Annotated in this window: 22 protein-coding genes and 1 pseudogene; 15 read left to right on the top strand and 8 right to left on the bottom strand. The window is 60.1% G+C overall.

The genetic code is table 11. The features are described 5' to 3' along the window. Positions 1–142: 142 nt before the first annotated feature. Positions 143–1327, top strand: coding sequence for a DegT/DnrJ/EryC1/StrS aminotransferase family protein (locus G333_RS0109270; RefSeq protein WP_019628301.1), 1185 nt, complete (start codon positions 143–145; stop codon positions 1325–1327). On the opposite strand, the gene G333_RS14795 is transcribed toward G333_RS0109270, so the two are convergent. The 3 genes from G333_RS14795 to G333_RS0109255 all read right to left on the bottom strand — a co-directional run bounded on the left by G333_RS14795 (position 1306) and on the right by G333_RS0109255 (position 5599). Then, on the bottom strand, positions 1306–3336 hold the full coding sequence (locus tag G333_RS14795; RefSeq protein ID WP_081624527.1) for an aldehyde dehydrogenase family protein: 2031 nt from the start codon (positions 3334–3336) through the stop codon (positions 1306–1308). The two genes, G333_RS0109270 and G333_RS14795, sit on opposite strands and share 22 nt — an antisense overlap. Next, complete coding sequence (locus G333_RS0109260; protein ID WP_019628299.1) at positions 3333–4388, bottom strand: isocitrate/isopropylmalate family dehydrogenase; 1056 nt, start codon at positions 4386–4388, stop codon at positions 3333–3335. The genes G333_RS14795 and G333_RS0109260 overlap by 4 nt, the downstream gene beginning before the upstream one ends. Before the next feature lie 116 nt (positions 4389–4504). Further along, positions 4505–5599: a hypothetical protein gene (locus G333_RS0109255; RefSeq protein WP_019628298.1), complete on the bottom strand. Its 1095-nt coding sequence runs from the start codon at positions 5597–5599 to the stop codon at positions 4505–4507. Positions 5600–5883: 284 nt separating this feature from the next. Here G333_RS0109255 and G333_RS0109250 point away from each other — a divergent pair, with 284 nt between their 5' ends. From G333_RS0109250 to G333_RS0109230, 5 genes are all read left to right on the top strand, one after another. Continuing rightward, the gene (locus G333_RS0109250) at positions 5884–6525 is read left to right on the top strand and encodes an acetyltransferase (protein WP_019628297.1); all 642 of its coding nucleotides are present in this window, start codon (positions 5884–5886) and stop codon (positions 6523–6525) included. Then, entirely contained in the window at positions 6525–7646 is a 1122-nt protein-coding gene (locus G333_RS0109245; RefSeq protein ID WP_231373036.1) for a hypothetical protein, read from the top strand. Before G333_RS0109250 ends, G333_RS0109245 begins: the two co-directional genes overlap by 1 nt. Before the next feature lie 68 nt (positions 7647–7714). Further along, positions 7715–7918, top strand: a complete 204-nt coding sequence (locus G333_RS0109240) for an acyl carrier protein (RefSeq protein ID WP_255346823.1) — start codon at positions 7715–7717, stop codon at positions 7916–7918. After that, on the top strand, positions 7902–8612 hold the full coding sequence (locus G333_RS0109235; RefSeq protein WP_155986118.1) for a sulfotransferase: 711 nt from the start codon (positions 7902–7904) through the stop codon (positions 8610–8612). Before G333_RS0109240 ends, G333_RS0109235 begins: the two co-directional genes overlap by 17 nt. Next, positions 8609–9601, top strand: a complete 993-nt coding sequence (locus G333_RS0109230) for a glycosyltransferase (RefSeq protein ID WP_019628292.1) — start codon at positions 8609–8611, stop codon at positions 9599–9601. The genes G333_RS0109235 and G333_RS0109230 overlap by 4 nt, the downstream gene beginning before the upstream one ends. Positions 9602–9649: 48 nt before the next feature. On the opposite strand, the gene G333_RS0109225 is transcribed toward G333_RS0109230, so the two are convergent. Genes G333_RS0109225 through G333_RS0109205 form a run of 5 tightly spaced genes read right to left on the bottom strand, consistent with a single transcriptional unit; the run spans position 9650 to position 15376 of the window. Next, entirely contained in the window at positions 9650–10399 is a 750-nt protein-coding gene (locus tag G333_RS0109225) for a glycosyltransferase family 2 protein (protein WP_019628291.1), read from the bottom strand. Beyond that, positions 10396–11382, bottom strand: a complete 987-nt coding sequence (locus G333_RS0109220) for a glycosyltransferase family 2 protein (protein ID WP_019628290.1) — start codon at positions 11380–11382, stop codon at positions 10396–10398. Before G333_RS0109220 ends, G333_RS0109225 begins: the two co-directional genes overlap by 4 nt. Further along, positions 11382–13106 carry a hypothetical protein gene (locus G333_RS0109215; protein ID WP_019628289.1) on the bottom strand — a complete coding sequence of 575 codons (1725 nt, stop codon included), beginning with the start codon at positions 13104–13106 and terminating at the stop codon, positions 11382–11384. The genes G333_RS0109220 and G333_RS0109215 overlap by 1 nt, the downstream gene beginning before the upstream one ends. Then, the gene (locus G333_RS0109210; RefSeq protein ID WP_255346822.1) at positions 13099–14436 is read right to left on the bottom strand and encodes an NAD(P)/FAD-dependent oxidoreductase; all 1338 of its coding nucleotides are present in this window, start codon (positions 14434–14436) and stop codon (positions 13099–13101) included. Before G333_RS0109210 ends, G333_RS0109215 begins: the two co-directional genes overlap by 8 nt. After that, positions 14429–15376, bottom strand: coding sequence for an NAD(P)-dependent oxidoreductase (locus tag G333_RS0109205; RefSeq protein ID WP_019628287.1), 948 nt, complete (start codon positions 15374–15376; stop codon positions 14429–14431). The genes G333_RS0109210 and G333_RS0109205 overlap by 8 nt, the downstream gene beginning before the upstream one ends. Before the next feature lie 415 nt (positions 15377–15791). Here G333_RS0109205 and rfbB point away from each other — a divergent pair, with 415 nt between their 5' ends. The 9 genes and pseudogenes from rfbB to G333_RS14785 form a co-directional block, all read left to right on the top strand. Further along, a complete protein-coding gene (gene rfbB / locus G333_RS0109200; protein ID WP_019628286.1) occupies positions 15792–16853 on the top strand; it encodes a dTDP-glucose 4,6-dehydratase in 1062 nt (353 codons plus the stop codon). After that, positions 16850–17737, top strand: a complete 888-nt coding sequence (rfbD, locus tag G333_RS0109195; protein WP_019628285.1) for a dTDP-4-dehydrorhamnose reductase — start codon at positions 16850–16852, stop codon at positions 17735–17737. The genes rfbB and rfbD overlap by 4 nt, the downstream gene beginning before the upstream one ends. Next, a complete protein-coding gene (gene rfbA, locus G333_RS0109190) occupies positions 17734–18618 on the top strand; it encodes a glucose-1-phosphate thymidylyltransferase RfbA (RefSeq protein WP_019628284.1) in 885 nt (294 codons plus the stop codon). Before rfbD ends, rfbA begins: the two co-directional genes overlap by 4 nt. After that, entirely contained in the window at positions 18615–19166 is a 552-nt protein-coding gene (gene rfbC / locus G333_RS0109185) for a dTDP-4-dehydrorhamnose 3,5-epimerase (RefSeq protein ID WP_019628283.1), read from the top strand. The genes rfbA and rfbC overlap by 4 nt, the downstream gene beginning before the upstream one ends. A 35-nt stretch (positions 19167–19201) precedes the next feature. After that, positions 19202–19990, top strand: coding sequence for an ABC transporter permease (locus G333_RS0109180; RefSeq protein WP_369791820.1), 789 nt, complete (start codon positions 19202–19204; stop codon positions 19988–19990). Further along, positions 19980–21335, top strand: coding sequence for an ABC transporter ATP-binding protein (locus G333_RS0109175; protein WP_019628281.1), 1356 nt, complete (start codon positions 19980–19982; stop codon positions 21333–21335). The genes G333_RS0109180 and G333_RS0109175 overlap by 11 nt, the downstream gene beginning before the upstream one ends. Next, a complete protein-coding gene (locus G333_RS0109170) occupies positions 21335–24241 on the top strand; it encodes a glycosyltransferase (RefSeq protein WP_019628280.1) in 2907 nt (968 codons plus the stop codon). The genes G333_RS0109175 and G333_RS0109170 overlap by 1 nt, the downstream gene beginning before the upstream one ends. Before the next feature lie 41 nt (positions 24242–24282). After that, positions 24283–25125: a bifunctional 2-polyprenyl-6-hydroxyphenol methylase/3-demethylubiquinol 3-O-methyltransferase UbiG gene (locus G333_RS14790; protein WP_255346821.1), complete on the top strand. Its 843-nt coding sequence runs from the start codon at positions 24283–24285 to the stop codon at positions 25123–25125. A gap of 111 nt (positions 25126–25236) precedes the next feature. Then, positions 25237–25738: pseudogene (locus G333_RS14785) on the top strand (transposase); the annotation flags it as partial. Positions 25739–25900: the final 162 nt, after the last annotated feature.

Below are 25900 nucleotides of genomic sequence, written 5' to 3'. Positions count from 1 at the left end.
GAACCCTGTGTAGTCATCGGTTCCCTCCGGAATTTCCTCCACAGAGACGCTCGGCCGCGGGTTTTCTGGCGAGCAGCCGGCCGAAGCGAGGTCGGCGAGATATGTGGGTTGCAACCCCGAAACGAAAGGCAATACTTCCTTCATGATTCCGGTCTCCCGCCCGTATCTCCCCGATCGCAAGAAGCTCGATGCCTATCTGGACGGTATCTATGAGCGGAACCGGTTGAGCAATAATGGCCCGTTGGTGCAGGAGCTGACGCACCGTCTGGAGGAATTCCTCGGTGTGGAGCATCTTCTGTTGGTGGGGAGTGGGACGCTCGCCCTTCAGGTGGCGTATCGAGCGCTCGGCGTTTCCGGGAATGCAGGGCCTCCTCAGGCGAATGCGATCACGACACCATTGACCTTCGTGGCGACGGCCAGCTCGCTGAAGTGGGAAGGCGTGGAGCCGGTCTTCGGCGATGTGGACGGGGAGACGTGGTGTCTGGATCCGGTGAGTATTGCGCCCCGGGTAACGCGGGACACACCGGCAGTGGTGCCGGTCCACCTGTTTGGTAATGCGTGTGACGTGGAAGCGATCGAGCAGGTGGCCCGGGAGCATGGACTCCGGGTCATTTACGACGGCGCACATGCGTTCGGGGTGCGGTATCGGGGGGCGAGTCTCCTGTCGTGGGGCGATGCCGCCGCGATCAGTTTTCATGCGACGAAGGCCTTTCATACCGTGGAAGGTGGTGCGATTGTTTTCCGTCACAAGGCTGATCTCGAGCGCGCACGTGAGTTGATCAACTTTGGGCAGAGCGGGCCGGATCGAATCTCGGCGGTCGGTGTGAATGCCAAGATGAGCGAGTTTCATGCGGCGATGGGCTTGTGCGTGCTGGACGAGCTGGAGGAGTGCCTCAAGCCGCGCCGGGAGGCCTGGCATGCCTACGAGACTGCGCTTCGGGACTGCGCCTGTATGCAGCGGCGCCAGACGGGTGTCGAGAACAACAGTTACGTGTATTTTCCGGTCGCCTTTGAAGACGAACCTCAGATGCATTTCATCCGAGGGACTCTGGAGAAGGCGAACATCCAGGCCCGTCGGTATTTCTTTCCCGCGCTCGATCGTGTCCCCGAACTGAACACTTCTCGACCCTTCAGCGAACGTGCAGGTGACCTGGCTTCGCGGATGCTGTGTTTGTCGATGGGGTCGGGTGCTGCCGACACCCAGAGGGTGCTGGAAACCTTGCGTGAGGTCCTTGTGGGCTCCGGCGGGAGGCGCGGTTCCCGCCAGGGTACCGGCGAGTTGCCGGGTACTACCGATCCTGCAAGTCAGGCAGACGGGGTTCCCTGAGCGGGGGAGTAAACCGCAGTTGGGAACGTGTATTGGTCCCGATCCCATCGGCCATGTTCGGGCAGGCCGATGCCGGACTTCTTCCAGCCGAAAAAGGGCGCATCGGGATGGATTTCGCCTGCCTTCGGATTCAAGTGGATGATTCCCGTTTCGACCGCCTGCGGGAACTGCGCCAGCTCGCAAGGATCATCGGAGAACAGGATTGCGCGCAGGCCCTGGCGGACGCTGTTCACACGATCCATCGCCTCGGCGAAGGTGGAAACACGTTGCAACACGACGACCGGGCCGAAGGCTTCCTCCTGAACGAGAGGTGAGTCCGAAGGCAGCCCGGTGACCACTGTGGGTTCGAACCATGCCCCATGCTCGAAGCCGCGCGGCTGGGCGCCGCCTGTGAGGATTTGGCCCCCGGCCTCGGTCGCGGCGTTCACCTGCTGGTACATCGACCGGACGCGGTCCTCGCACCGGAGTGGTCCGATCTGAGTGTCCGGGTGGTGTGGGTCGCCGATACGCAGCTCCTGGCAGGCATCTCGCAATGCCTCGCAGAAGGCGGGATAGTGGGGGTCGACCACAATCAGGCGCCGCGGGGCGGTGCAACGTTGTCCTGAGAAGCTGAAAGCCGCCTGCGCCACCAGGCGCGCGGTACGCTCGATATCGTGCACGTTGCCCACAACAGCGGCGTTGTTGCCTCCCAGTTCCGCCTGGAGCGGACGTCCGTGGGCTGCGCAGCTCATGGCGAGTTGGCGTCCCGCCGCTTCGGAGCCCGTGAAGGTGACCAGTTGTGGTTGGGATTGCTCCAGGATCGCGTTCACCGTGTCGGAGTCGCCATGCAGCATGGCGATGCTCCCGGAGGGGAAACCGGCCTGGGCCAGCGTGGCCAGTAGCGTTTCCACCAGGTGAGGGGCGTGCGGGGCGGGTTTCCACAGCACACTGTTGCCGAAGGCGAGGGCGGGCGCGAGTTTGCCAATGGGGATTGCCAGTGGGTTGTTCCACGGCGTAATGACCAGAACCATTCCTCTTGGGCGGTAATGGACTTCGACGCCATCAGCGATCGTTTCGGATGAGCCGTGGTTCGCCTCTTTGATCGTGGTTTCAATCAGGCGTATCCCGTATTCGAATTCCTGTTCCGCTGTGGTTCTGGGCTTGCCGATCTCTTGAATCAGTGAGGCGACCAGCGATTCGCGGTTCTTCTCGAGAACGGTCTTCCAGCGCTCCAGCAGCGTAATCCGTTTGCTCATGGGTGTTGCGCGCCAGTGGGGAGTGAAAGCAACCAGATCTTTCAAAGCTCGGCTCACCATGCGAGGCCCGGCTATGGTCACGGCAGCCCGGGTACGGTGGTTCCTGCACGGGTCTTGTAGATCGATCCTTTGGGCTTCGGGTTCGGTGTGCCATTGCCCGCCAAAATATGCGCAGGGCATGGGGGGGGGCGCAGTGGATGTGCACTCCGGGTTCTTGGGTTCCGATTCTTCGGGAAGCAGGGCGGCTGTGCTGCGGACCTGGCACGCGCGTCGCGCAAGTTGGCGCAACGTCACGGCGGCTGCCGCAGGGTCATAGGAGGCGACGCAGTCCGAGACAATCTCTACCGAATATCCCAGCCGGTAGGCATCGAGTACGGTCGCGTGTATGCAGGCATGGGTGTGTACGCCGGCGATCGCCACGGTGTCACAGCCGCGGGCCCGAATGTCCGAATCAAGCTCCGGACTATCGAAGGCCGAATAGTGTGTCTTGTGGTAGGTGCCTTCGTCCTGGCGGGCGGCTATCAGCGGGGGTGGGGATGCCCCGTGACTTCCCTTTCGGCATCGCCGATCACGGTTTCGGATCCAGTGCGGCATCCCGCCTTCTCCCATGGGGCCCACGACCGTGTGCACGTGAAAGATCGGGAGACCGTGGCGTCGAGCCCGGCTCAGTAGCTCGCTTGTGTGGTGTATCAGGGCCTGGCGATTGGGTTCGAGCCCAGCGGTTTCGAGAAAATCTTCTTGCAAATCGACCAGAAGGAGCGCGCGGTTGGTCATGCGGGGACGGTCTGCCGTGTCAGTGCGTTCAATACCTGTGTAGTCATCACGCGAGTGCTGACTACCACGGTGTCTCCCGAGGCGATGTCCGCGGTTCTGGCCCCCTGCTCAAGAACCGTGGCAATCGCTTGTTCGACCGAACGGGCTGCGTGCGGCTGGCCAAAGCTCTCCCGCAGCATCATGGCGACCGCCATGATCTGCCCCAGTGGATTCGCCGTGCCGCTGCCGGCGATGTCGTAAGCGGCGCCGTGCCCGGTTTGGTATACGGCGCGGTTGCCATCCCCGAAGTTGCCGGAAAACGACATACCCCTGGAGCCCAGTAGAAGCGAGCCGGCATCTGCGAGTACGTCCCCGAACATGTTCGGCGATACGATTACGTCGAAACGCTTCGGGTCCGCGACCAACTGGTAAACGGCATTGTCGATCTCGAGTACTTCAAGCGTGACGCCGGATTGGGTGCATATCCCTTCCGCTTCGGAGCGCCATAGCTCACTGACGAGCGGGATGCCGTCCGGTTTGGTGGTCAGGGCCATCCTGTGGCGACGGCGCTGTGCGGTCAGGCAGCCGGCTTTCAGTATGCGCCGCACCATGGCCGTGCTGTATCCAAACGCTGCACGGATGCCGGCTTCCGCGGGATTCGTCGCGATATGGGCTTCCTCGCAGTAGTACAGACCACCGGTGTTCTCGCGGATTGCAAGGATGTCGACATCATCCGTGTGCCCCCCGCAAAACAAGCCTCCCGATGCAAGCCCGGGAAAGGGCACTAGTGGTGTCAACTTGCAGTACAGGTCGAAGTACGCCCGCAGGTCGTAGACGAAACGGGCACCCCCGGGGCCGGAGAAGATTGCACCGCCGCCATCGAAAATCTCCGAACAGAATGCCTTGACCCCCGGGGAAAGCGCTTTGCCGCCAGCGGCGATGGACTGGCGGCCGATGGGACCGCCGTGGCGCAGTTCGAGTTTTAGCCCGTTCAGGTCACAGACTCGCTCCAGTACGGATACCGCAGCAGGAACGACTTCCTGTCCAATGCCTTCACCTTCGAGGACGCCCACCAGGATTGGATCCCGGGACGGCCGATCCGAATACCGATCGGGATCCACGTGGTGGGGCAGGGTGATGGACCTTCCATTCATGGTCGGAGGCTTTCTGTTTTGGCATTTAGTGAGGGTCAAGCCGCACCGTCTATCTTGTCGACCGCGATGCGCGACACACGCGATCCCTTCTTGTTGGACACCGGAGGGAGCAGAATACCGGCGTACCGGGCGAGTGCCATGGCGACCTCGTCGAAGCCCATGAGCCGTCGGGCAGCCGTGGCCCCGGAGAACCGTGCATTGAACTCATAGATCCAGAGTTTTCCATCGGGGGCTTTCTGGCACTGTATGTTTATGGGTCCGCGCGCGCCAGCGAAAGCGAGTTCTGCACCGCAGTCCTGTCCTAGCTGGAGGGCTTCTTCGTCGTCATGGCGTTCGAGCGAAAGGCTTGTGCCATTGCGGTTCACATTGACGGAGCAGAACACGTCGTTGCAGTTGCCGTCCGGGTCGATCATGACCTGAATCGAATGCTTGAGGCCTTCGAAGGAGTGGAATAACGGGATGCCCTGGGTGTGAAACCGATTCCATGCGTCAAGCACTTCGGAGGGTTCTCCGAGGAAGCGCTGTACCAGCAGGTCTTCAATGTCCAGAGATTGAAAAAGTTGTTCCAGTGTGAGCAGGATCCGCACGCCCCTCGATGCGAATCCGGCGGCGGGTTTGACCAGAAGCGGCAGCCCGTGGCGCTCGACGAATGTGCTGGCCAGTGCGCGTGAGACAGGTGTGCGAAGAGTCGGGACAAACGGAAGGCCGCGCGCGGCGCAGAAGCGGTAGCTTTCGAACTTGTCGTGGAGGGCTGAGCTGATCGTGGCACCACCGCAAAGAAATCTCGGGCCCCATGGGTGCCCGCGTTCCTTGAGTTCCGCAAGAGCAATGACGTCATCGTCCCGGCAGGGTATTACGAGGTCGGGTTGTTCGACCTCCAGTATCTGGTCAAGCCTGTCCTCGAAATCCCGACGCGCCGTCGCGGTTTCAGGTACCTCGTAGATCTGGTCAAATCGGTCGAGTCCAGGACCATCGGGCACGGTGTTGGTGGCAGCCACCGAAAGGCCGCTTCGGCGGCCGGAAAGGCTGTCGAGAATGTTGTTTGCAACCAGGCTGCCGCCGGACAGTAACAAGAGTGAACGCGCCCTCCCGGAAGGGGGGCGGGCTGGGACGTGATACGCCTTGCTCATGCCGAGGTACTCCGGATCATGGTGGCCCAGTGTAATGAGCAGTGCGAAACGGTGCAGTATTCTGAATGGGCTGCAGCATTGGGTTGTCCCCCGATGCTAATGGTGGGTACTCCGCCGCGAGCAGGCGACGCAACTCTCGCAAGGTTAGACCTGTATCAGACGTCGCTCAAAAGCGGTTATGGTTCAGAGCGTGGTTCGAGCCGGGGCATCTGCTGGAAAGACCTCGCGTAGCTTACAGGGAAACATGGACGGCCTCGCTCAAAGGCGAAGGGTTGGAAGGGAATATGAAAGTCCTGATTATCGGGGCCGGTGGCCACGGGCAGTGTGTGGCTGATGCGCTTCTGCGAAGTCGGCGGGCGGGGGGTGAGGTAGAGGCGCTTGGCTTTCTTGACGATGTGGAGCCGCTGGCGACCGACCACTTTGCCGGGCTTCCCCTCCTTGGGCGTGTTCCGGACCTGGGGGGCTTTCCGGAAGCGGCCGTGGTCGTGGCAGTGGGAGATAATGTCGCGCGGAGGGGGCTATTCGAGGAGATGGGATCCTTGGGGCGCGTCCGGGCCACGGTGATTGATCCTACGGCTGTGATCGGCTCGGATGTTGTCATCGGAGCGGGTTCCTATGTCGGGCCCCTGGCGATTGTAGGTCCCGGTTGTCGCCTGGGTTCGAATGTCATCGTGAATGGTGGCGGATGCATCGGCCATCACAGCAGGTTGGGGGACCATGTGCATATCGGCCCCGGTGTGGTGACTGCGCGGGGTGCGAGCATCGGAGACGGAGCGATGGTGGGCGCAGGTACGGTGATCAAGCCAGAGGTTTCGATTGGGCGCGGCTCCGTGGTGGGCGCGGGTTCGGTTGTTTCTCGCGACTTGGGTGATTACGTGACGGCGGTAGGATCACCTGCCCGAGCTGTTCGAAGGCAGGAGCCGTAATGACCAGCGAGAAGCGTTCCTTATGGCTCCGCCAACTCATTCTGGAAAGAGTTCGTAAACGCCGTTCGGCCGCGCCACTACCTCACGAAGTTTCAACATCGAGGGTCGAAGTAATCGAACATCATGGGGAGCGTTTGCACCTCGTTGCAGACCCTGCGCTTACGCGCGAACTACTTTCGAATGCCCCTTTGTGCCCTTTTTCTCAGGCGGCTGGGCTAGAGGGGATGTGTGATCATTTTGGCCTGAATGGTTCGCTCGTGGGGGAGTTTTTCAGGCGAAGCCCAATTTTTCTCGAAGGTGATTTCCATCGGGAGGCGAGGAAACATTTTTCTAGGCTCGCCCGCGTCGCGAAGGAGGTCTTGCGACCAGAGCTCGACGATCTGGTCGAGGTGCATTTCCGCGCCACATGCCGTGCCGATAGGGGCATGGGACTTGCGACCGTAGGGGCGGTGCAGTTTGTGGATAGGGTGTTGTTCCGACTTTTCGAGCTTTTGTTACCAGGCTCGGAGAAGCATTACCCGGAATTGGCGGCGCATCCGCAGTCGCTGTTCGAGTTGGTGCACCACCCGCGTCGCCTGGGAGATACTCTAGATGCCATGGCGGTGCTATTGCAGGCGTATCACGAGGATTCCGAGGCACGAGAAAGGGCATGGATGCTGATGAGCTTCGTCCTCATGGGGCGTGATCCGCTTGTCGGCGGTATGGCGGATTTTCTGCATTTGTGGCGTGCCCAGCCCGAGACCGAACGAGCGGAGTGGTTGGCCGGAATGCAGGCTCGGGATGTCTTCCGGTATACGCGCCCGGTCAATCTGATCTCACGGGTGGCGACCGGGCGATTGAATGAGGCCGAACTGGACGTGCACCCGGGTGAACTGGTGGTCTTTATGCTAATGGCTCGGGACCGGGCAGGTTCGACCTGTCCCGTTCCAAGGGATGATCTGGCTTTCGGGCATGGGCCACATTTCTGTGTCGGAATGCCACTTTCTCTGGAGATTACGCAAGCCTGGATGGGAGGGCTGGAACGATGGGACAAAGAGATTCCATGGGACAACTTTCGGACGGAGCAGCCGGTGCCGAGCGTTTTTCGCCGCTACAGGGAGATGAAACGGGCGAACCCCTGAACGCGTTCCTGGACCGGGTGGTTGACCGGCTGAAGGAAGCCGGTCATGGAGAACTGTCGGCAAGGGTGATGACGGATGGAGTCACTGTCCGAATGGAGGATCTCGGCTTGGACTCTCTGGAGTTGCTGGATCTGGTGATGGGGCTGGAAGAAGACTTCAAGGTGGGGCTGGCGATCGAGAACCTGACGAACCGCATGCGACTTGACGAGGTTTTTGCCGAGATTCAGCGCCTCCAGCGGGAACAGGGCAGTCGCGGTGCAGGGATTGCCTGACGAACTGAAGTTCATCGCCCATCGGCTACGTGTCGGGCCTAGGGTTCTCTTTAACCGCTGGCGCGCCCGCAACCGCCGCAAGATCTTTGTGATTGGGCGAAACAAGACGGGCACCACGTCGCTACGCAGGACGTTCGAGGAACTGGGATTCCCGGTCGGTGATCAGCGTGAGGCAGAACGGTTGTATGACCGCGCATATTTCGAAGGGCGCTTCGAGGCGATCGTCGATTACTGCCATTCCGCCCAAGTGTTTCAGGATGTGCCTTTCAGCTGTCCGGGGACGTTCCGGCATCTGGACGCTGCTTTTCCCGGTAGCCTCTTCATCTTGACGATTCGGGACAGTCCGGAGCAGTGGTACGACTCCCTCGTACGCTTTCATTCCCGCATGTTTGGTCGCGATGGGCAGATTCCAACGGCCGATGATCTGCGCCGCGCGCGGTACTGCCGAAAGGGGTTTCTGTACAACACCGTCCGAATGAACGGGACGCCTGATGATGACCCGTATAACGCAGAGATCATGATTCGCAATTATCGAAGGCATAATCGAGAGGTAATGGACTATTTTCGGACCCGGCCCAGGGATCTGTTGGTTCTCAATCTCGCTGAGCCTGGCGCCTACCAGCGCTTTCTCGCGTTTTTCGGGCTGCCCAACGAGCCAGAGGGCTCCTTCCCCTGGGAAAATCGAAGCTCATGAAGAGCGCCGAATCCAATGGAACCCGAGCGCCGGGCCGGCTGGAGGAACCACGCTCCGAGCAGGAGCTCCTGGCGAACTGGGGTGGACGCACCGAGCCCCTGCTGAGCATTCGGTGCCTCACTTATAACCACGCTCCATTTATTGAGAGTGCGCTTAAAGGGTTCCTGATGCAGCGCACCGATTTTCCGTTCGAGATCATTGTCCACGACGACGCGTCCACGGATGGCACGCAGGACATCATTCGTCGCTATCAGGCGCGCTATCCCAACCTGATCCGCACGATCCTCCAGACCGAGAACCAGTATTCGCAGGGGAGGAAGGCCTGGCATGCCATGGATCCCGTCTCGCGGGGAAAGTACATCGCTATTTGCGAGGGAGACGACTACTGGACCGATCCCGACAAGCTCCAGACTCAGGTGGACTATCTGGAGCGGCATCCGGAGTGTGTTGTGTCTGGCCACGATGCGGAGATCCGTGATGCGCAGGGGGAGCTTGTTGCAGCGTCAAAGCTGCCAAGGTATTGCCAGCGTGACTTTTCGGCGCGCGAGCTGGAGCAAGGCGACGGGTTTCTACTGACGCTGAGCCTGGTCTTTCGCAATGTGCCGCTTGCACGCTGCGTCGAGCGCAGCCTGGTCCGCAACGGTGACCGCTTTCTGCTGGTGCTTCTGGGTGCGTATGGCGGAAGCCATCATCACAGCGACATTCGGCCCGGTGTTTACCAGGTACACGATGGCGGAGTCTGGTCCAGCCTCAATCGTCAGGACAGGCATGCAGAGGCCGCGCATACGTACTGCATGATTCACCGGTACTTCCGCCGCATCGGCCGCGAAGACCTGGCCCAACGTTTTCTGGACCGCTGCCGTGAAAATTACGCGTTGACCATACCCGTGCCGAACCTGTTGCGAGTGCTGGCGTTTCGTCTGGCCGACAGGCCCTGGCTGCGGCGCTGGTGGCACCGACTGGTTCCATTCCACCCACCGCGGCCCTGACGGACAAGGATGCATGAAAGTGTCCCCAGACCTGTCGCTAGCAATGTGTCAGGGCGCGCGCGTGGGGCGGCTGGGCCTGCCGGAACGGCGGCTCCGGTGCTTTCTAAGGTACCGAAAAAGACTGCGGATATGCATCAGGAAGTAAATTGGATCTGCGTGGCTTTTTTTCTGGGCATCGTGAATGACGGCTGCGTTGGGTTCCAGCACGACGCTGTGTCCAGCGGCCCATAGCCTTGCACAAAGGTCGACGTCTTCGTAGTACAGGAAGTAGGCCGCGTCGAAGCCATTTACATCGAGATACGCATCTCTGCTCGCCAGCATGAACAGACCGGAGACCCAGTCGGGGTATGTGGCTGCAGGACCCTTTGGTGTGGGGCAGGCACCGGTTTCGCCTCTCAGAAGCTTGCGGGCCAGGGAGGCAACTGTGGGAAAGTGCCGCGCGCTAGGCTGAAGCGTACGAGCCGCGTCGTAGACTTGAGGTGCCGCCAGGCCGGCACCTGTTTCACGCAAGGTCTTGAGCAGGCGTGGAAAAGGATTCTCGGTGATGATGACGTCCGGATTCATCACGCAGAAGTAGGGGTTGCGTGAACGTTGAAACGCGCGGTTGTGGTTGCACCCGAATCCGACACGCCGTCGATTTTGAATGATTTCCAGCTTGGGGTGATCGGGCAAATCCAGGTTTTCCCGACGGTTGAGCGTGACCAGAATCTGGGACACTTCGGGAAGGGGGAGGAGGCTGCACGCGAGCTCGCTGACCATTTCGCCGTGTCCATGGCTGACGATCGAGACGGTGATCATCGCGGCCATCCCTTGTGAAGGAATGTCCACAAGGCGCGCGGGCCGACTCGGCGTTGTGCCTGTATGGCGCGTCGTTTCTTCCACACCTCACGGAGTCGGCTTGCCGCGTCCCACTTGGCGCGCAGGACGATGCGCCCCTGGCCGCGACTCATTGCGCGCAGGATGAGGAGCCCGTTCACCAGGATGTGAGCTGGAAGCAGGGCCCACATTAATGTACTGGGCATGTTCTTGAGGAAAACCCACGGTAGGTTGCGCTGACCGTAGTAGGCCGCGAAATCGCTTTGCGTACCACCACTGGAGCCGCCCCCGACGTGGTAGGCGATAGCCTTGGGCACATAGAGCACGGTGTGGCCTGACAAGCGTAGCCTGAATCCCAGGTCGACATCTTCACCGTAGCAGAAGAAGTCTTCGTCGAATCCTCCCGCTTCACGAACGGCTTGCCGGCGATACAGTGCGGCCCCGGCGCAAGCGGAAAACACCGGGCGCGGATGCAGCGTGGCGGGCGAGGGTTTGCGCCCATGCCCGATGCGCCAGAAAAGGCCGGTCACGTGGTAGGCGTCGCCCGCTCCATCCAAAAATTCGGGTTCATCATGCTGGATCATTCTGGATGCGAATGCGGCCGCCTCCGGACTCCGCTCTGCGGCGTTTAGGAGCTCTTCCAGCCACCCGGGTGCGGGGAATGCATCCGGATTGAGGAGGGCGATGAATTCGGTTGAGCAAGCCTCGATGGCCCAGTTGTTACCGGCGGCAAAGCCCAGGTTGATGTCCGCCCGTTTCACCGTGACGTTTTCGGACTCGCGCAGGTTGTCGATGGAGCCATCGGTGCTGGCGTTGTCGACCACCAGGATGCTCGAAGGGGTCACGCTCTGCTTCGAAAGGGCCTCCAAGCATTGCTGCAGGAGTCGACCGGAGTTCCAATTCACGATGATGACCGTGACCGGGGCGCACGTCGAACGGGAGGGATGTTCGCGAAACGCTTCCATCAGTGGGCCTTTTGGGTATGCATACCGGGCAGCGGGCCACGACATCGCGTTGTGCCGATGCCCTGCACAGTCAAGTCATCCGTGAGCGCCGAGGCCTCAATGTAGCCCGAGAAACCGGTGTGTCTAGCGTCAGGGCCGATCGTTTCCGCCACGTCCGGGCGGTAGCCCCCGGTGATGCCGATGCCAACCGCTTCGCCACGCGAGCCCAGGATCTGAAGGGTTTGCGGCGTTCGCCGAAGGTCGGGGGCGTGCACCCAACCGGTGATATACGCGAAGCCGGGTTCGAAAGGCAGGGCCTGGTAGCTTTCGAGGAAGGCCAGGCAATTGGAAACCGGTCCGAGTTCTTTGGCTTGTTCGAGGAGCCGCGGTGCTTCGCGAAGGGGCGGTTTTGCGAACACGGTTACACCGGCGTCCCGCGCGCGTCTTGCCAGGTCAAGGGCCTTTTTCGAATCGGGATACACGCGCTGAATCCTTTCTGGATCATGGATCTGCAGGGCAAGGGGAAGTGCTGCGGCGTCACGTTCGAAAGCCCGGTGGCCTTCGGGGTCCAGGGCCTGTAGTTGGTGTATGGCGATAGCGACCGCCAGTACGGCAGCAGCTGCCAGCAGCGCGGCACGAACTGTAGCGGGAAGCATGACCAGCATGCGGGCATGAGCCACCAGCAATGCGGCCCAGCCCATCAGGGCCGGGGTGGTATAGCGAGACGAGAGGGCCTGTTCGAAGCCGAGAGTCAGGCGGCCGCCTCCGGTCACCACAGCGGTGCCTACAATGAAGACCACAAAGGTCAGCATGGCGGCCTCGATCGTCAGTCGAGGTGGCCCCAGCAGAAAGCGTATTCCAGTGAACGCGGTTGCGGCCACCATGAAGGCGCCTGCTGCGGTGGCAAGGTAAATCCCCTGTGTCCCGCCACCGGTCAGATGGAAGAAAGGCGAGCCCAGGTACACGAAGACATAGCGCACGAGGCCGATCGGGTTGTCCCTTATGGCACTGCCCAGCGACCCATGATTCTCTACAGCGGTGAAGCCATAGAAGTACGCGATTGGTCCGAGGATGGCGAGTGCGACCAGGATGGCGGTTCGGGAAACCCCCTGTCGCGTCACGATGGCTAGAAGTGCCATGAGCGGGAGTGCGACGACGCCATTGGCCATCGTGCCCAGCGCGGCGACCCCGGCTCCGCATGCTGCGATGAAAGTTACATTGATCTTGGATGAGTAGCTGGAACGGTACAGCAGAAACAGGGCGAGGGCCGGCAGGAGTTGTGCCAGGAAAAACTGAATCTGGAATCCCCAAAGGAGGTTTTCGTGCTGCATCCATAGCAGGAGCCAGGCAAACAACAGTGGAGCCAAAGCGGGGCCCAGCAGGCGGTCTCGAGATTCCAAAAGCGCACTGCGGAGTGCGCCGATGAAGAGTATGGCGGCAGACACCGCGAGCAGATGATTCACCAGGATCAGCAGCCATCCACTGCCGTTCAGCCAGTGGAGGTCCGCGAAGAAGAATAGCCGGGTGAGCAGGATGCGGTGCTCGTTGTGCTGGTCCCACCAGGCTGCCAGGCCGGCCTCGGGAAGATTCAGGTAGAACGCTAGTTGCCCGTCCCACATGTCCCAGTAGGGCACCGGCGAGAAGCCTTGCACGGACCCAAAGGCCGTCAACGCGAGCGCCGCCAGGGCCACGCACCAGAAGAAAAGCATCGCCAGGCGCGGTGCCGGGTAGTCGTGCTCAGGCATCAACCATCCTTGCCAACTGGCGACCGAGGCGCACGCTCTCGGCAATACCGCGATCTTCCGGGTAGTAATAGGCGGTGTCGGCCATGTACAGCCCTTCGATCGAGCTATTGGCAGGAGGAAGATCGGCAAGGTGTCCGGGGCGGCAAACCGGCTGCGCATGTCGGTATCGGCTGACTTCGGCCGCGATCATGTCATCGGGCCGTAATGCCGAGTTAATCCGGCGCAGGTGTTCCCAGGTCCGCTCGATCAGGGTGTTGTCATCCTCCTGGTACGTCGGGTGCCCGGCCGGCAGGTAGTAGGGTGCATAGACGATATGGGCGTCCAGCGGGCGCAGGTTGGTGTATTCCACGATGCCGGGAAGGTCGACGGACCGATCGTTGATGTTGATCCAGAACTTGTCGCTAACCGGGCGCTTCAGTTTGAAAACCACACACGCGACCGCAAGGCTTTTCAACGCGTGAATGCGGTTGCGGTCGGTTTGGGGGAGAGCGGGCACCATGTCCGGGACTCGGCGGAGCGGCACGGTGCTGATGACGGCGTCGTGTGCGTAAGTCCCAGCGTGCAGTTTCACGCCTTTGACCATGCCGTCTTGCAAATGCACGCGGTCTACCGGGTGCCCGGGAAGTACGTGACCGCCTGCGGCGCGAATGTGCTCATGCAACGCTTGCAGCAACGTGGCCGAGCCGCCTTCAAGGTAGCCGAGTCGTTCCTGCATAAGGTTTTTGCGCGAGCGGCCGAGACGGTGGATGCGGTTCCAGATCCAGGCGGCGGAGAGCTCCTCTGTGTGGTGGTGAAACTTCAGTTCCAGGAGGGGCTTCCACAGACGATCATAGGCTCGTTGTCCTACCCAACGCCGAAGCCAGGGGGCGGCCTGTTGCTGGTCCAGGTTGCGCCAGTGCCGCCATCGAGTGCAGAGGTAGGCATGGAGGCCGTATCGCAGCTTGGATACGGGGCCAAGGCCTGGGAGCCGGAGCAAGGCGAGGGGGTTGCCCCATTCATGGAGCTTGCCGTCCAGGAAGAAACCCATGCGCGTGGTTTCCCAGTGCAACCGGTCTTCGAGATCCAGCTCCTTCAGCAGGTCGAACATCGGCCGGTCGTGGACACAGATAAAGTGGTAGAAGCGTTCTATTGGCGTTCCCGCTAGCTCGAAAGTAGTGGACATCCCACCGATGGCAGGTGATGCCTCGTACACGTGAACCCGGTGACCGTCCTGAAGGAGCTGGTAAGCGGCGGCCAGCCCCATGGGGCCGGCGCCGATGACGGCTACCTTGCGTTCCGGGCGTGGGGTGCCAGTGGAAGCCCTGCGTTCGGTTGTGTGCCGTTCAGTCACCAGTGTGCCGGGTTTTGCCGAAGGTTTGTTCGAGCGCTTGGTGCAGAGGGGTCGGCTCGATGCCGAATCGCCCGGGCCAGTCGATCACTTCGAAATGGTCGCCGGCGATGAGCGCCTGCAGCTGGTTCCTCGTGAACGGGGGCCGCCGTGTCAGGGTCCCGTAGGTTTGCAGCAACGCTCCGAAAAGGGGAATAGGTATCGGGAGGAGCAGGGAGCGGGCTTGCGTAATGCGCCGTAGGTTACGGATCAGATCGATATACGCTATGGGTTCCAGGCCGGTCAGGTTGATGCAGTCGAGCTCGGCGCGTTGTTCCAGGCAGTGTTCAATCACTGCACAGAAGTCTTGTGCAAAGAGAGGCTGGCGAAGATAGCGCCCGTCGCCGGGGATGGGGAACACGGGCGAGTACCGCATGAACCGAGCCAGCCATCCGAGGTGGTGGCGGTCATGGCGCCCAAACAAGAGCGTGGGGCGGAGAGTAACCCCTGGAAGACCGCTATCCAGGAACATTTGTTCCTGCTCTCGCTTGGTCTGCGCATAAGGGTCTTCAGCCACGGAACAGACGACCGACGAACTCACATGCACCGTGTAAGGAACCCGATGTTTCTGTAGCGCGGCCAGTACTCGGCGGGTGCTCGTCAGGTTGTTGCGCTCGAAGTCGGCTCGGTAGCGGCTGCTGATCTGGGCTTGGAGCGTGACTGCGGCTGTTGCACCGTCAAAGTAGTCAGTCCAGTCACCGGGCATTGACAGGTCGGCCGTAATGGTGGTCACACCGGGGTGGCGTTGTCGCAATTCGCGCAATCCGCCGACGTCCTTGTCGATGACGATGATTTCGGCCGGCCCACTGGCAAGCATGCGGTCTACAAGGGTCTGCCCCACCAGCCCTGCGCCGCCGGCGAGAACGGTTCTCGGCGGGTCCTTGGTGTAAGTGCCCTGCTTCATACCGGTCTCAAGAAAGAGGGAACGTCGGCGGGGCGCTGGCGAAGTGCAGGCTTGATGGCTAAGGATGACAGCCAGCAATCCTGAGCGGTCGGGCGGGGATGCGTCTGGGTCGATTCATGCTGTCTCACGAGCAGTCCCTGGCGCGCTGAGCTTCCGACGGAGGTTGGCCCAGAACAACAGGGGAAGTCCAGTTTGCGGTGGCTTTGCGAAGCCCTCAACGAGGCCATGCTGCGTTAATACGGTGAGCTTGTGATGCCCCCCCCTTATCCAATCAAAGGGGTGTGGTTTTTCGCTGCCGAGATCGATATGGTGGGGCGTAACGGAGAATGTATGTCAGGGCCGCGCCTGCATGGGGCTCCTCGATACTGAGGGTGCGGGCGGATGTGATCGCCACCAGACTCCGTTGGGGAGGGTTGTGAGTATTCTGGTGACAGGGGGAGCCGGGTTCATCGGCTCGAATTTCGTGCTCGAGTGGCTGGCTACGCATGACGAGCCTCTGGTGAACCTCGACAAGCTTACCTACGCGGGCAACCGCGAGAATCTGATTTCGGTGCAGGGGGATCCCCGGTATCGGTTCGTCCGGGGCGATGTCGCGGACAGAGACTTGGTGGCGCGATTGCTACGGGAACACCAGCCAAGGGCTGTTGTGCATTTCGCAGCCGAGTCGCATGTGGATCGTTCCATTGTCGGGCCGGATGCCTTCATGCAGACCAACGTGATCGGAACGTTCGGTCTCCTGGAGTCGGTACGCGTGTACTGGGAAGGGCTGAACCATGATCGGGGCAATGGCTTCCGCTTCCTGCATGTGTCGACCGACGAAGTATTCGGGTCGCTCAACGAAGGTGATCCGGCGTTCGATGAGGACTCCCCCTACCGGCCCAACAGCCCTTATGCCGCCAGCAAGGCCGCTTCTGACCACCTGGTAAGGGCCTACCATCACACGTATGGGCTCCCGACGCTTACCAGCAATTGCTCCAACAACTATGGGCCGTACCAGTTTCCCGAGAAGCTGATTCCACTGGTGATCCACCGAGCGGTTCATGGGCAGCATATTCCGGTATACGGCGATGGGCGTCAGGTTCGTGACTGGCTTCATGTCTCGGATCATTGTGCCGCGCTTCGCCGCATGCTGGAGGCAGGCGAACCGGGAGCGGTGTATGCGGTGGGAGGCTCGGCGGAGCGCACCAATCTTCAGGTCGTCGAGGCCCTCTGTGATCTTCTTGGCGACGCGCGGCCGGGCCTGGATTATCGCTCACTGGTGCGCATGGTGAAGGATCGCCCCGGGCATGATCGGCGCTATGCGATTGATGCCAGGCGAGCCATGAATTTGCTGGGCTGGGCCCCTCAGGAGACTTTTTCCAGCGGACTGCGCAAGACGATGCAGTGGTACCTCGACAACGAAGAGTGGGTCTCCCGGGTGACCACGGGCGCCTACCGCGATTGGATCGACCGGCAGTATCACGCGAGCGCGGGATGAGTATCCTTCTGTTCGGGGCGGGCGGCCAGGTGGGGCGCGAGTTGTGCGAGACCCTGGCCTCTCTGGGCTGCGTTCATGCCCTGACGCGATCTGAGGTCGACCTGACGGATGTGGATGCCCTCCGACGGACGATTCGGGCGCGGCAACCGGACGTGATCGTGAACGCGGCGGCTTATACCGCTGTTGATCGGGCGGAGGAAGAGCCTGCAGAAGCCGAGGCCGTTAACGCCATCGCACCAAGTGTCATGGCCGAGGAGGCGGAGCGCCTGCAGGCGCTGATGGTGCACTTCTCTACCGACTATGTGTTCGACGGGTGTGCGTCGAGGCCTTATCGAGAGACGGATCTGCCGCGGCCTTTGTCGGTGTATGGCCACACCAAACAGGCTGGTGAGGAGGCAGTGACCAGCCAGAATCCCCGGCATCTCGTGCTTAGGACAGGGTGGGTCGTGGGGGCTCACGGCCGGAATTTTGTCAAGACGATATTGCGTCTCGCAGCCGAGCGTGACGAACTGCGCGTCGTGAATGACCAGCGAGGCGCCCCCACCTCCGCGACCCTACTGGCGGCGGTGACCTCTCAGTTGGTCAACGCATGGCGCTCGAACGCTCGAGGCGAGTTTCCCTATGGTTTGTACCACGTCGCGACACGTGGCGAGACGACCTGGTTCGACCTGGCAAGTTGGATGGTTGGCTATGCCCAGGATCATGGGGCATCGCTTCGTGTGGCAAGAGATCGGGTCGTTCCCGTCAGCAGCGAGGAGTATCCGGTCCTTGCGACCCGGCCATCTTACTCGGTGCTGGACACCTCAAGGATCCAGCAGACATTTGGCATTACACCTCCCGCATGGGATGCGGAGGTGGAGAAGATCATGGATCGATTGTTATGAGTGAACGCAAGGGCATCATCCTGGCGGGTGGTTACGGGACGCGGCTGTATCCTGTTACGCGGGTCGTCAGCAAGCAACTTCTCCCGGTGTACGACAAGCCGATGATCTTTTACCCGCTCACGACACTGATGCGGGCCGGTATCCGGGAAATCCTGATTATTTCGACGCCGCGGGACCTGGGCGCTTTTGCCGAACTGCTCGGTGACGGCGAGCAGTGGGGGCTTACGCTGCACTACGCAGCGCAGCCGAAACCGAATGGTTTGGCCGAGGCATTTCTGATTGGCGAAAACTTCCTTGCCGGTGACCCGGCGGCTCTGATTCTGGGTGACAACATCTTTCTTGGCGAAGGGTTGGAAGGAGTTCTGCAACAGGCCGCGGATCGAGAGGGGGATGGGACCATATTCGCGTATCAGGTCCCCGACCCCGAGCGCTACGGGGTTGTCGAGTTTGATCAGTCTGGATGTGTCCGGACACTGGAGGAAAAGCCGGTCTGTCCCCGCTCTGAGTATGCCGTGGCCGGGCTCTATTTCTACGACGCAGACGTGGTTGCCCTGGCTCGGACAGTAGAGCTTTCGGCTCGTGGTGAGCTGGAAATCACGGACCTGAACCGGCTGTATCTGGAACAGGGTCGTTTGCGCGCGGAAGTCATGGGGACTGACCAGCAATGGATGGACGCAGGTACCCATGATTCGCTCCTGGAGGCAGGCCAACGTGTGAAAAGCCTGGAAGACGAGCGCGGAGTGAAGGTCGCTTGCCCGGAAGAGGTCGCGTATCGCAAGGGGTGGATCGACGCAACGAAGCTTATGCAGGTTGCCCAGTCCTTCTCCGGGAATCCGGATGGGGAGTACCTTTCGCAACTGGTGCGAGAGGTATCTCCATGAAGGGGTTCCCACTGGAATTGCCCGAAGTCATCGAGCTGCAGCCCCGCGTATTCGCGGACGAGCGTGGCTGGTTCTACGAGAGCTTCAACCAGCCGGCTTTCGAGCGGATCGTCGGTGCGGGACACCACTTTGTGCAGGACAATCATAGCTGTAGTGACACAGGCGTCTTGCGTGGGCTTCACTACCAGCTACCCCCGAAGGCGCAGGGCAAGCTGGTGCGCGTTGTCGCTGGAGCGATTTTCGACGTGGCCGTGGACATCCGACGCGATTCACCCACATTCGGTTCGTGGGTCAGTGCCGAGTTGTCTGCGGAAAACCGAAGACAACTCTGGGTGCCGCCTGGGTTTGCCCATGGGTTCCTGTCGCTGAGCGAAGGGACCGAGGTGCTGTACAAAACCACCGACGTGTACGCGCCTGACCTGGAGCGGGCAATTGCGTGGGATGACCGAGATATCGGTATCCAGTGGCCAGTGGTTCCTGTGGCGCCAAGACTGTCGCCCAAGGATGCCGAAGCGCCCCCGCTTGTGCGCGCGGAGGTGTTCCAGTGAACCCGCATGCCATTGCTTCTACCGGGCCACGGGCCATGGGGCAGAGCCTTTGGTCGAACAGACGGTTGCTGGCGCGGCTGACCAGACGCGAGGTGGCCGGACGATATCGAGGTTCGGTTCTGGGTTTGTTCTGGTCGTTTCTTCACCCCCTGTTGATGCTTCTGGTTTTTACATTCGTTTTTACCGTGGTGTTCGAGGCGCGCTGGGCCGTGGAACAACCTACGACGGTTCATTTTGCATTGGTGCTGTTCTCGGGGCTGATCGTTCATGCGCTGTTTGCAGAAGTGCTGACGCGGGCTCCAGGCGTCGTAATTGGCCAGGCCAATTACGTCAAGAAGGTCGTTTTTCCGCTGGAGTTACTCCCAGTGGTTACGGCATGCAGTGCAGCGTTTCACGCTCTGGTAAGCGGCCTTATCCTCTTGTTGGCGTTTGCGATCGTGAACGGGCATCTGCATCCTACGGTTCTGCTGGCGCCGGTCATCTTATTCCCGTTAGTGGTGTTGAGCCTGGGTGTTGGCTGGATTCTGTCCTCCTTGGGGGTCTTTCTGAGGGATATTGGGCAGGTGACCGGGGTGCTGGCGACAGCGCTGCTCTTTCTTTCGCCCGTGTTCTATCCGGTCAGCGCATTACCTGAATTCATGCAGCCATGGATGGTGTTGAATCCGCTCACGTTGATGATCGAGTCTCTACGCGACGTAGTGATCTGGGGGCGCGAACCCGATTGGTTGGCCTGGTCGCTCTACCTCATGGTCTCGACTCTAGTGGCGTGGATCGGCTTCGTTTGGTTTCAAAAGACAAGAAGGGGCTTTGCGGATGTCCTCTGACGACGTGGTCGCCAGAGTGACCGGCGTAAACAAGCGATACGCCCTGTACGCCTCGCCGCGCGACCGCCTCAAACAGTATCTCCTACCCAGGCTCAGGGGAGCTTTGGGTCTTGAAGCCCGCGCTTACTACCGGGAAGTGAATGCGCTGTCGGAGGTGGGGTTCACCGTGCACCGTGGTGAGTCACTGGGAATCGTTGGTTCGAATGGGTCCGGTAAATCGACCCTGCTGCAAATCTTGTGTGGAACCGTCGCGCCCTCTTCTGGGGCTGTGGAGATTCATGGACGGGTCGCTGCGTTGCTCGAGTTGGGGGCAGGCTTCAATCCCGAATTCACCGGGCGGGAGAATGTGTACCTTGCGGCCTCCCTGTACGGACTGACGCAGAGCCAGACGCAGCAGCGCTTCCAAAGTATCGCCGAGTTCGCCGATATCGGCGAGTACATGGAACAGCCGGTCAAGACGTACTCCAGCGGGATGTACGTGCGGCTCGCATTCGCCGTTATCGCTCATGTGGACGCGGACTTGCTGGTCATCGATGAGGCATTGGCGGTTGGTGACGCGATATTCATGCAGCGCTGCATGCGATTCATAAGACGCTTTCGCAAGCGGGGTTCATTGATTTTCGTCAGCCATGACATGAACTCCGTGATGAGTCTGTGCGACCGGGCGTTATGGCTGGACCGGGGCGAAATCCGAGCATTTGGAATGCCCAGAACGGTTGCTGAAGATTACCTCGAATACAGCATCCGTCAGGTCCATGGCGAAGAGCGTGAGGTCGAGAGCATTCGCTCTCCGGCCCGAGAAAATGGCAGGGTTAAACAAGGCGACGGGGGTCTGCGGGCGCCAATCCCCGCATACGATGGCGAGTTGGTGGTGCAGGACAACTTGGGTCTGGCCTCCGGCTGGAAGAGCGGCGCGGGGCAATTGCTCGGCCTTTACTTCACAGATGAGCACGGTGAGCGTCAAGGAGCGATGCGTGGTGGCGAGCTGGTCGAACTAGTGATTAAGGCTAGAGTGCATCAACGCATGAATCGCCCAATCGTCGGATTTATGGTGCGCAACCGTCTGGGTCAGGATTTGTTCGGGGACAATACGCTCCCTTTTACGGACGTGAGCCCGACCCCGGCCACAGCGGGACAGACACTCGTGGCGCGCTATCGATTCCGATTGCCAATGTTGCCCAATGGCGATTATGTGCTGACGGCCTCTCTGGCGGACGGAGAACTGCATGACCACGTCCAGCACCATTGGCTGCATGACGCACTGTTGTTCTCGGTCGCCTCGAGCAAGGTGCGTTGGGGGATGGTGGGCGTAGCATTTGACCGTATTTCACTTGAGGCGAGCTGATGAAGAAGTTGAGATCGCTGTACCAGGAGCACCAGGGGAAAGTGTCGGACAAGTGGAGCGGCAATTTGGACGTGTACGAGGATCTGTTCGCCCCTCGCCGTTACGACCCCATCCGTCTGTTCGAGATTGGCGTGCAGAATGGAGGATCGCTTGAGCTGTGGTCCAAGTACTTTACCTCGGCCGAACTCATACTGGGCTGCGATATCGACCCCGCTTGTGCTGAGCTGTCGTTTCACGACCCCCGCATCAAGGTAATGTCGGGGGATGCCTGTGCGCCGGCAACGGTGCGAGAGGTCGACGCCTGTGGTGGAGCCTTTGACGTTGTTATTGACGACGGATCGCACCACGTGACGGACGTAGTGCGTGCGTTTGGCAAATACTTTCCCCGGGTCCGTCCTGGCGGGATATATGTAGTCGAAGACCTGCACTCAAGCTACTGGAAGGAATATGGAGGTGGCCTGGATGCCCCGTACTCCTCAATCAACTTTTTCAAGCTCATGGTGGATGTACTGAACCGGGATCACTGGGGTGTTGAGAGGGCTGCATCCGAGTGGCTGGCGGGGTATGCGCGCCGCTTCGGTATTTCGCTGGATGAGACTTTTCTTGGACAAATCGGCTCGGTCTGTTTCCATGATTCCCTCTGCATCATCGAAAAACGGAACTCGCAGAGCGACGGCTTGGGCGAACGAGTGGTCGCAGGAGACGAGGAGGCCGTCTCGGTCGGTCATCTTCGTTTGTCTGGTGGGCGATCCGTGGCGCCGTCACAGGCAGAGAACCCTTGGGCTAAGCTATGCAGACCAGCGGTCGAGTACGTCGATACCCTCACTCGCGCGCTCGCGCGTCAGCGGCGTCGTGTAGTTTCCCAGAGGCGGGATATTCAGGGCCTGCAGGATGAGTTAGTTGCCCGCATGAACGTCATCGAACAGTTGCAAGGCGAACTCCAGGAAGTGCGTTCCTCTCGTAGCTGGATGCTCACGGCTCCCTACCGACGGGCAGGCGAGTGGGTCCGAACAGGGCGCCAGATCGTGCGCAACCGAGGCGGGCTGTCTCGAACCTTTTGGGCGACCGCAAGGGTCATCTTGCGGGAAGGCCCCGGGGGCATACGTCGACGCTGGCGGGACGCGCGCACCTCCGGTGTTGGTGGTGCCGCCTCGGTGGATGGGCGCGTTGTTGACCCCTCTGATTATGGGTTGTGGGTGAAGCTATATGACACTCTTGATGACGATGGCCGTGCCGTGATTCGTAGCCGCATCGCCAGCATGAAGGCGCAACCGACATTCTCGGTCTTGATGCCTGTCTACAACCCGAACCTGGCTTGGCTGCATGAAGCAATTGACTCGGTACGTAGTCAACTGTATCCCCGTTGGGAGTTGTGTATCGCCGATGACGCTTCCACGGACCCTCGAGTACGACAAGCCTTGCAGGTTTACGCGGCCGAAAACCCGGGCATCAGGCTGTCCTTCCGCGATACGAATGGCCACATTTCTGCGGCTACCAATACGGCGCTTTCGCTCGCGCAGGGAGAATGGGTTGTTCTTCTGGACCAAGATGACCTCATCTCCGAGGATGCATTGTACCACTTGGTAGAGTGCATCGAAACTCACCCTGACGTGCGAATGATCTATTCTGATGAGGACAAGCTCGATGAGAATGGCAACCGTTTCGGTCCTTACTTCAAGTCCGATTGGAATCCGTATCTGTTCCTTTCTCAGAACATGTTTAGCCATTTGGGTGCATACCATCGATCCTTGGTCAAGATGCAGGGTGGGTTTCGTGAAGGCTTCGAGGGGGCCCAGGATTACGACCTTGCGCTAAGATGCAGCTCGGCCGTTCGCCCCGACCAGATCGCACATATCCCCCATGTTCTCTATCACTGGCGAGTGCACGCCCAGAGCACTGCATCCGGAGTTCAGGTCAAGCCTTACGCAATAGAGGCCGGAGAGAAAGCATTGTCGGATCACGTCGGCTCAAGGGTGCCCGGTTCTCTGGTCAAAACCCTGCCCTGCGGTTATCAGGTGCGATTCCCCTTGCCGCAAGCCCGCCCGTGGGTCACGCTGGTCATTCCCACTCGAAACCGGGTCGACCTATTACGTCGTTGCGTCGAGAGTATCCTCGCTCGTACTGATTACCCAAATTACCGGATCGTTGTCATAGATAACGGATCTGACGATCCAGCCACGCTGGATTATCTCAGCGAGGTCGAGAGTAGTCGTGTAAGCATTGTGCGTGATGGCGCTCCCTTTAACTTCTCTGCCATGAATAATCGGGCTATTGAGAACCTCATAACCCCTATTGTTGGTCTTGTTAATAATGATATCGAGGTTAAAAGTTCGAACTGGCTGGCCGATATGGTTTCTTACGCTTTGCGCCCGGACGTAGGCGCAGTGGGCGCCAGGCTTTTATATCCGAGCGGAACAGTGCAGCATGCGGGCGTCGTTATTGGCGCGGGGGGTATTGCGAATAATGCCCATCAGGGCCTTTCGGAGGCGGGTTTTGGATATATGGGCCGCGCGGCACTCGCCGGCGAATACTCTGCGGTAACCGCTGCGTGTCTCCTGATCCGGCGTGAGATCTATCATGAAGTCGGTGGGTTGAATGAATCGCGCTTGGCGGTTGCGTTCAATGACGTTGATTTGTGTCTGCGGCTGTCAGAGCTTGGCTACAGGAATGTGCTCGTACCTTCAGCCGAACTTTATCACGATGAATCAGCCAGTAGACCGAGGGATGACCATGGCGCCGACGCTGAGCGTTTTGCGGGAGAGGTAAACTTTATGCGGCATCGGTGGCGAGCCTGGATTGAAACGGACCCGATGTACAATCCGAATTTGACGCTTGATGGTCCGGTATTTGGGCTCGCATGGCCCCCCCGCAAGCCAAGGGTTCCAAGGTGTGACAGGGTTCAGTAAGGGGCGTTGGTGAGATCTTCCTTTAGATAGGTGGTGGCTGCGTGGATCGTTCAGAAAAGTTGTTGTCTTGTGTAGACGAGGAGGGCCGAGGATTGGAGATTGGACCCAATCATCGGCCGCTGGCACCGAAAAGTCGCGGTTACAATGTAGAAACGCTGGACTGGTTGGACAAAGAGTCGGTGATCAGAGAATGCCTGCGTTCGGGATTGGATCCGTCTTCGGTGGAGGATATAGATTATTTGTGGGCTGGCGAACGGTACGCCGATTTGGTTGACCTTTCGCGTGGAGGGTTCGACTGGATTATTGCATCGCACGTCGTCGAGCATGTGCCAGACCTAGTAGCCTTTCTGCGTGATTGCGAGGAGATTCTGAACGATCAGGGTGTTCTTGTTCTCGTTGTGCCAGATAAAAGATATTGTTTTGATCGGTACAGACCGATATCGGGCTTGGGGGAAGTGCTTGACCGGTTTGTGGAGGGGCGAACTCGCCACAGCATAGGGACGTTAGTCGAATGGCATCTCTATTACAGTGAAGTGGAGGGGCAGGGCGCATGGGATTCAGCGAACACGGGCGAGCCCACGCTGTGCAATGAACCTAGATCAGCTTGTGAGATGTTTCGGTCACGTCTAGACAAGGATGGGTACGTCGACTGCCATGGCTGGTGTTTTGTGCCTTCTTCCTTCCGGCTTCTTGTCAAGGATTTGTGGGACTTGGATGTGATTGGGTTGAAGGAGTTGCGTTGGTTTCCAACCGAGGGTTGCGAATTCACTATCGCTTTGGCCAGACATGGTGATGGGCCAGGAGTTTCTCGCAATCAGTTGTTAGCAAAGGTGGACAGGGAGTTGGCATCGGTCTGGGTCGGGGGTGTCCGGAGGAATGTGTGAGGGGAGGTGCCGTAGGGGTGTTAGGGAAATACTGATTTAATCCGCCGTGGCCCCGCCCGCCTGGCGGGTTTTGGATAATGGCGCCAGGTTTCCTGCCCGAGGTGATGGCCGATGTCTCAAAACAGCTTTTCCGATCTCGAGTACTCCGCCAAGCGCAAGCAGACGCGGCGCGACCGCTTTCTGGGAGATCGATGCGATCACGCCCTGGGCGGCGCTGGTGGAGGCGATCGAGCCGCACTGCCCGAAGGGGAAGCGGGGTCGTCCGCCGATTGGTCTGGAACGGATGCTGCGGATGTACGTGGCCCGGCAGCGCTTCAACCTGTCGGGTGAAGGGGTCGAGGATACGGTCTACGACAGCCAGGTGATCCGGGGTTTTGTCGAGGTCGACCTGAGCCGCGACGACGGCTCGGATGCCACGACCCTGCTGCAGTTCCGCCGGCTGCTGGAACGGCACAACCTGACCCCGATCATCTTCGACCGGATCAACGCCCATCCGCAGCAGCGGGGGCTGCTACTGCGCGAAGGGACGGCCGTGGATGCCACCCTGATCGCGGCCCCGCCGTCGACAAAGAACCGGGAGAAGGCCCGCGACCCGGAGATGCACCAGAGGAAGAATGTCGACTTCCCCGGATTAGGTCCACGCATAATGTGCTGGTCTAATGCTGGTGGACACCTCGATCGGTGGAATGATGAGGATCTGATCGAGGAGACGATCGCGAGCTCCAGCGCAAGGACAAGACCCTGGCGGAGACGGCGGCCTTGCCGACGCTGTCAA

This window comes from Thioalkalivibrio sp. AKL10 (assembly GCF_000381845.1).
Taxonomy (GTDB): Bacteria; Pseudomonadota; Gammaproteobacteria; order Ectothiorhodospirales; family Ectothiorhodospiraceae; genus Thioalkalivibrio; species Thioalkalivibrio versutus.
This window is presented reverse-complemented; position numbering and strand designations above follow the sequence as displayed.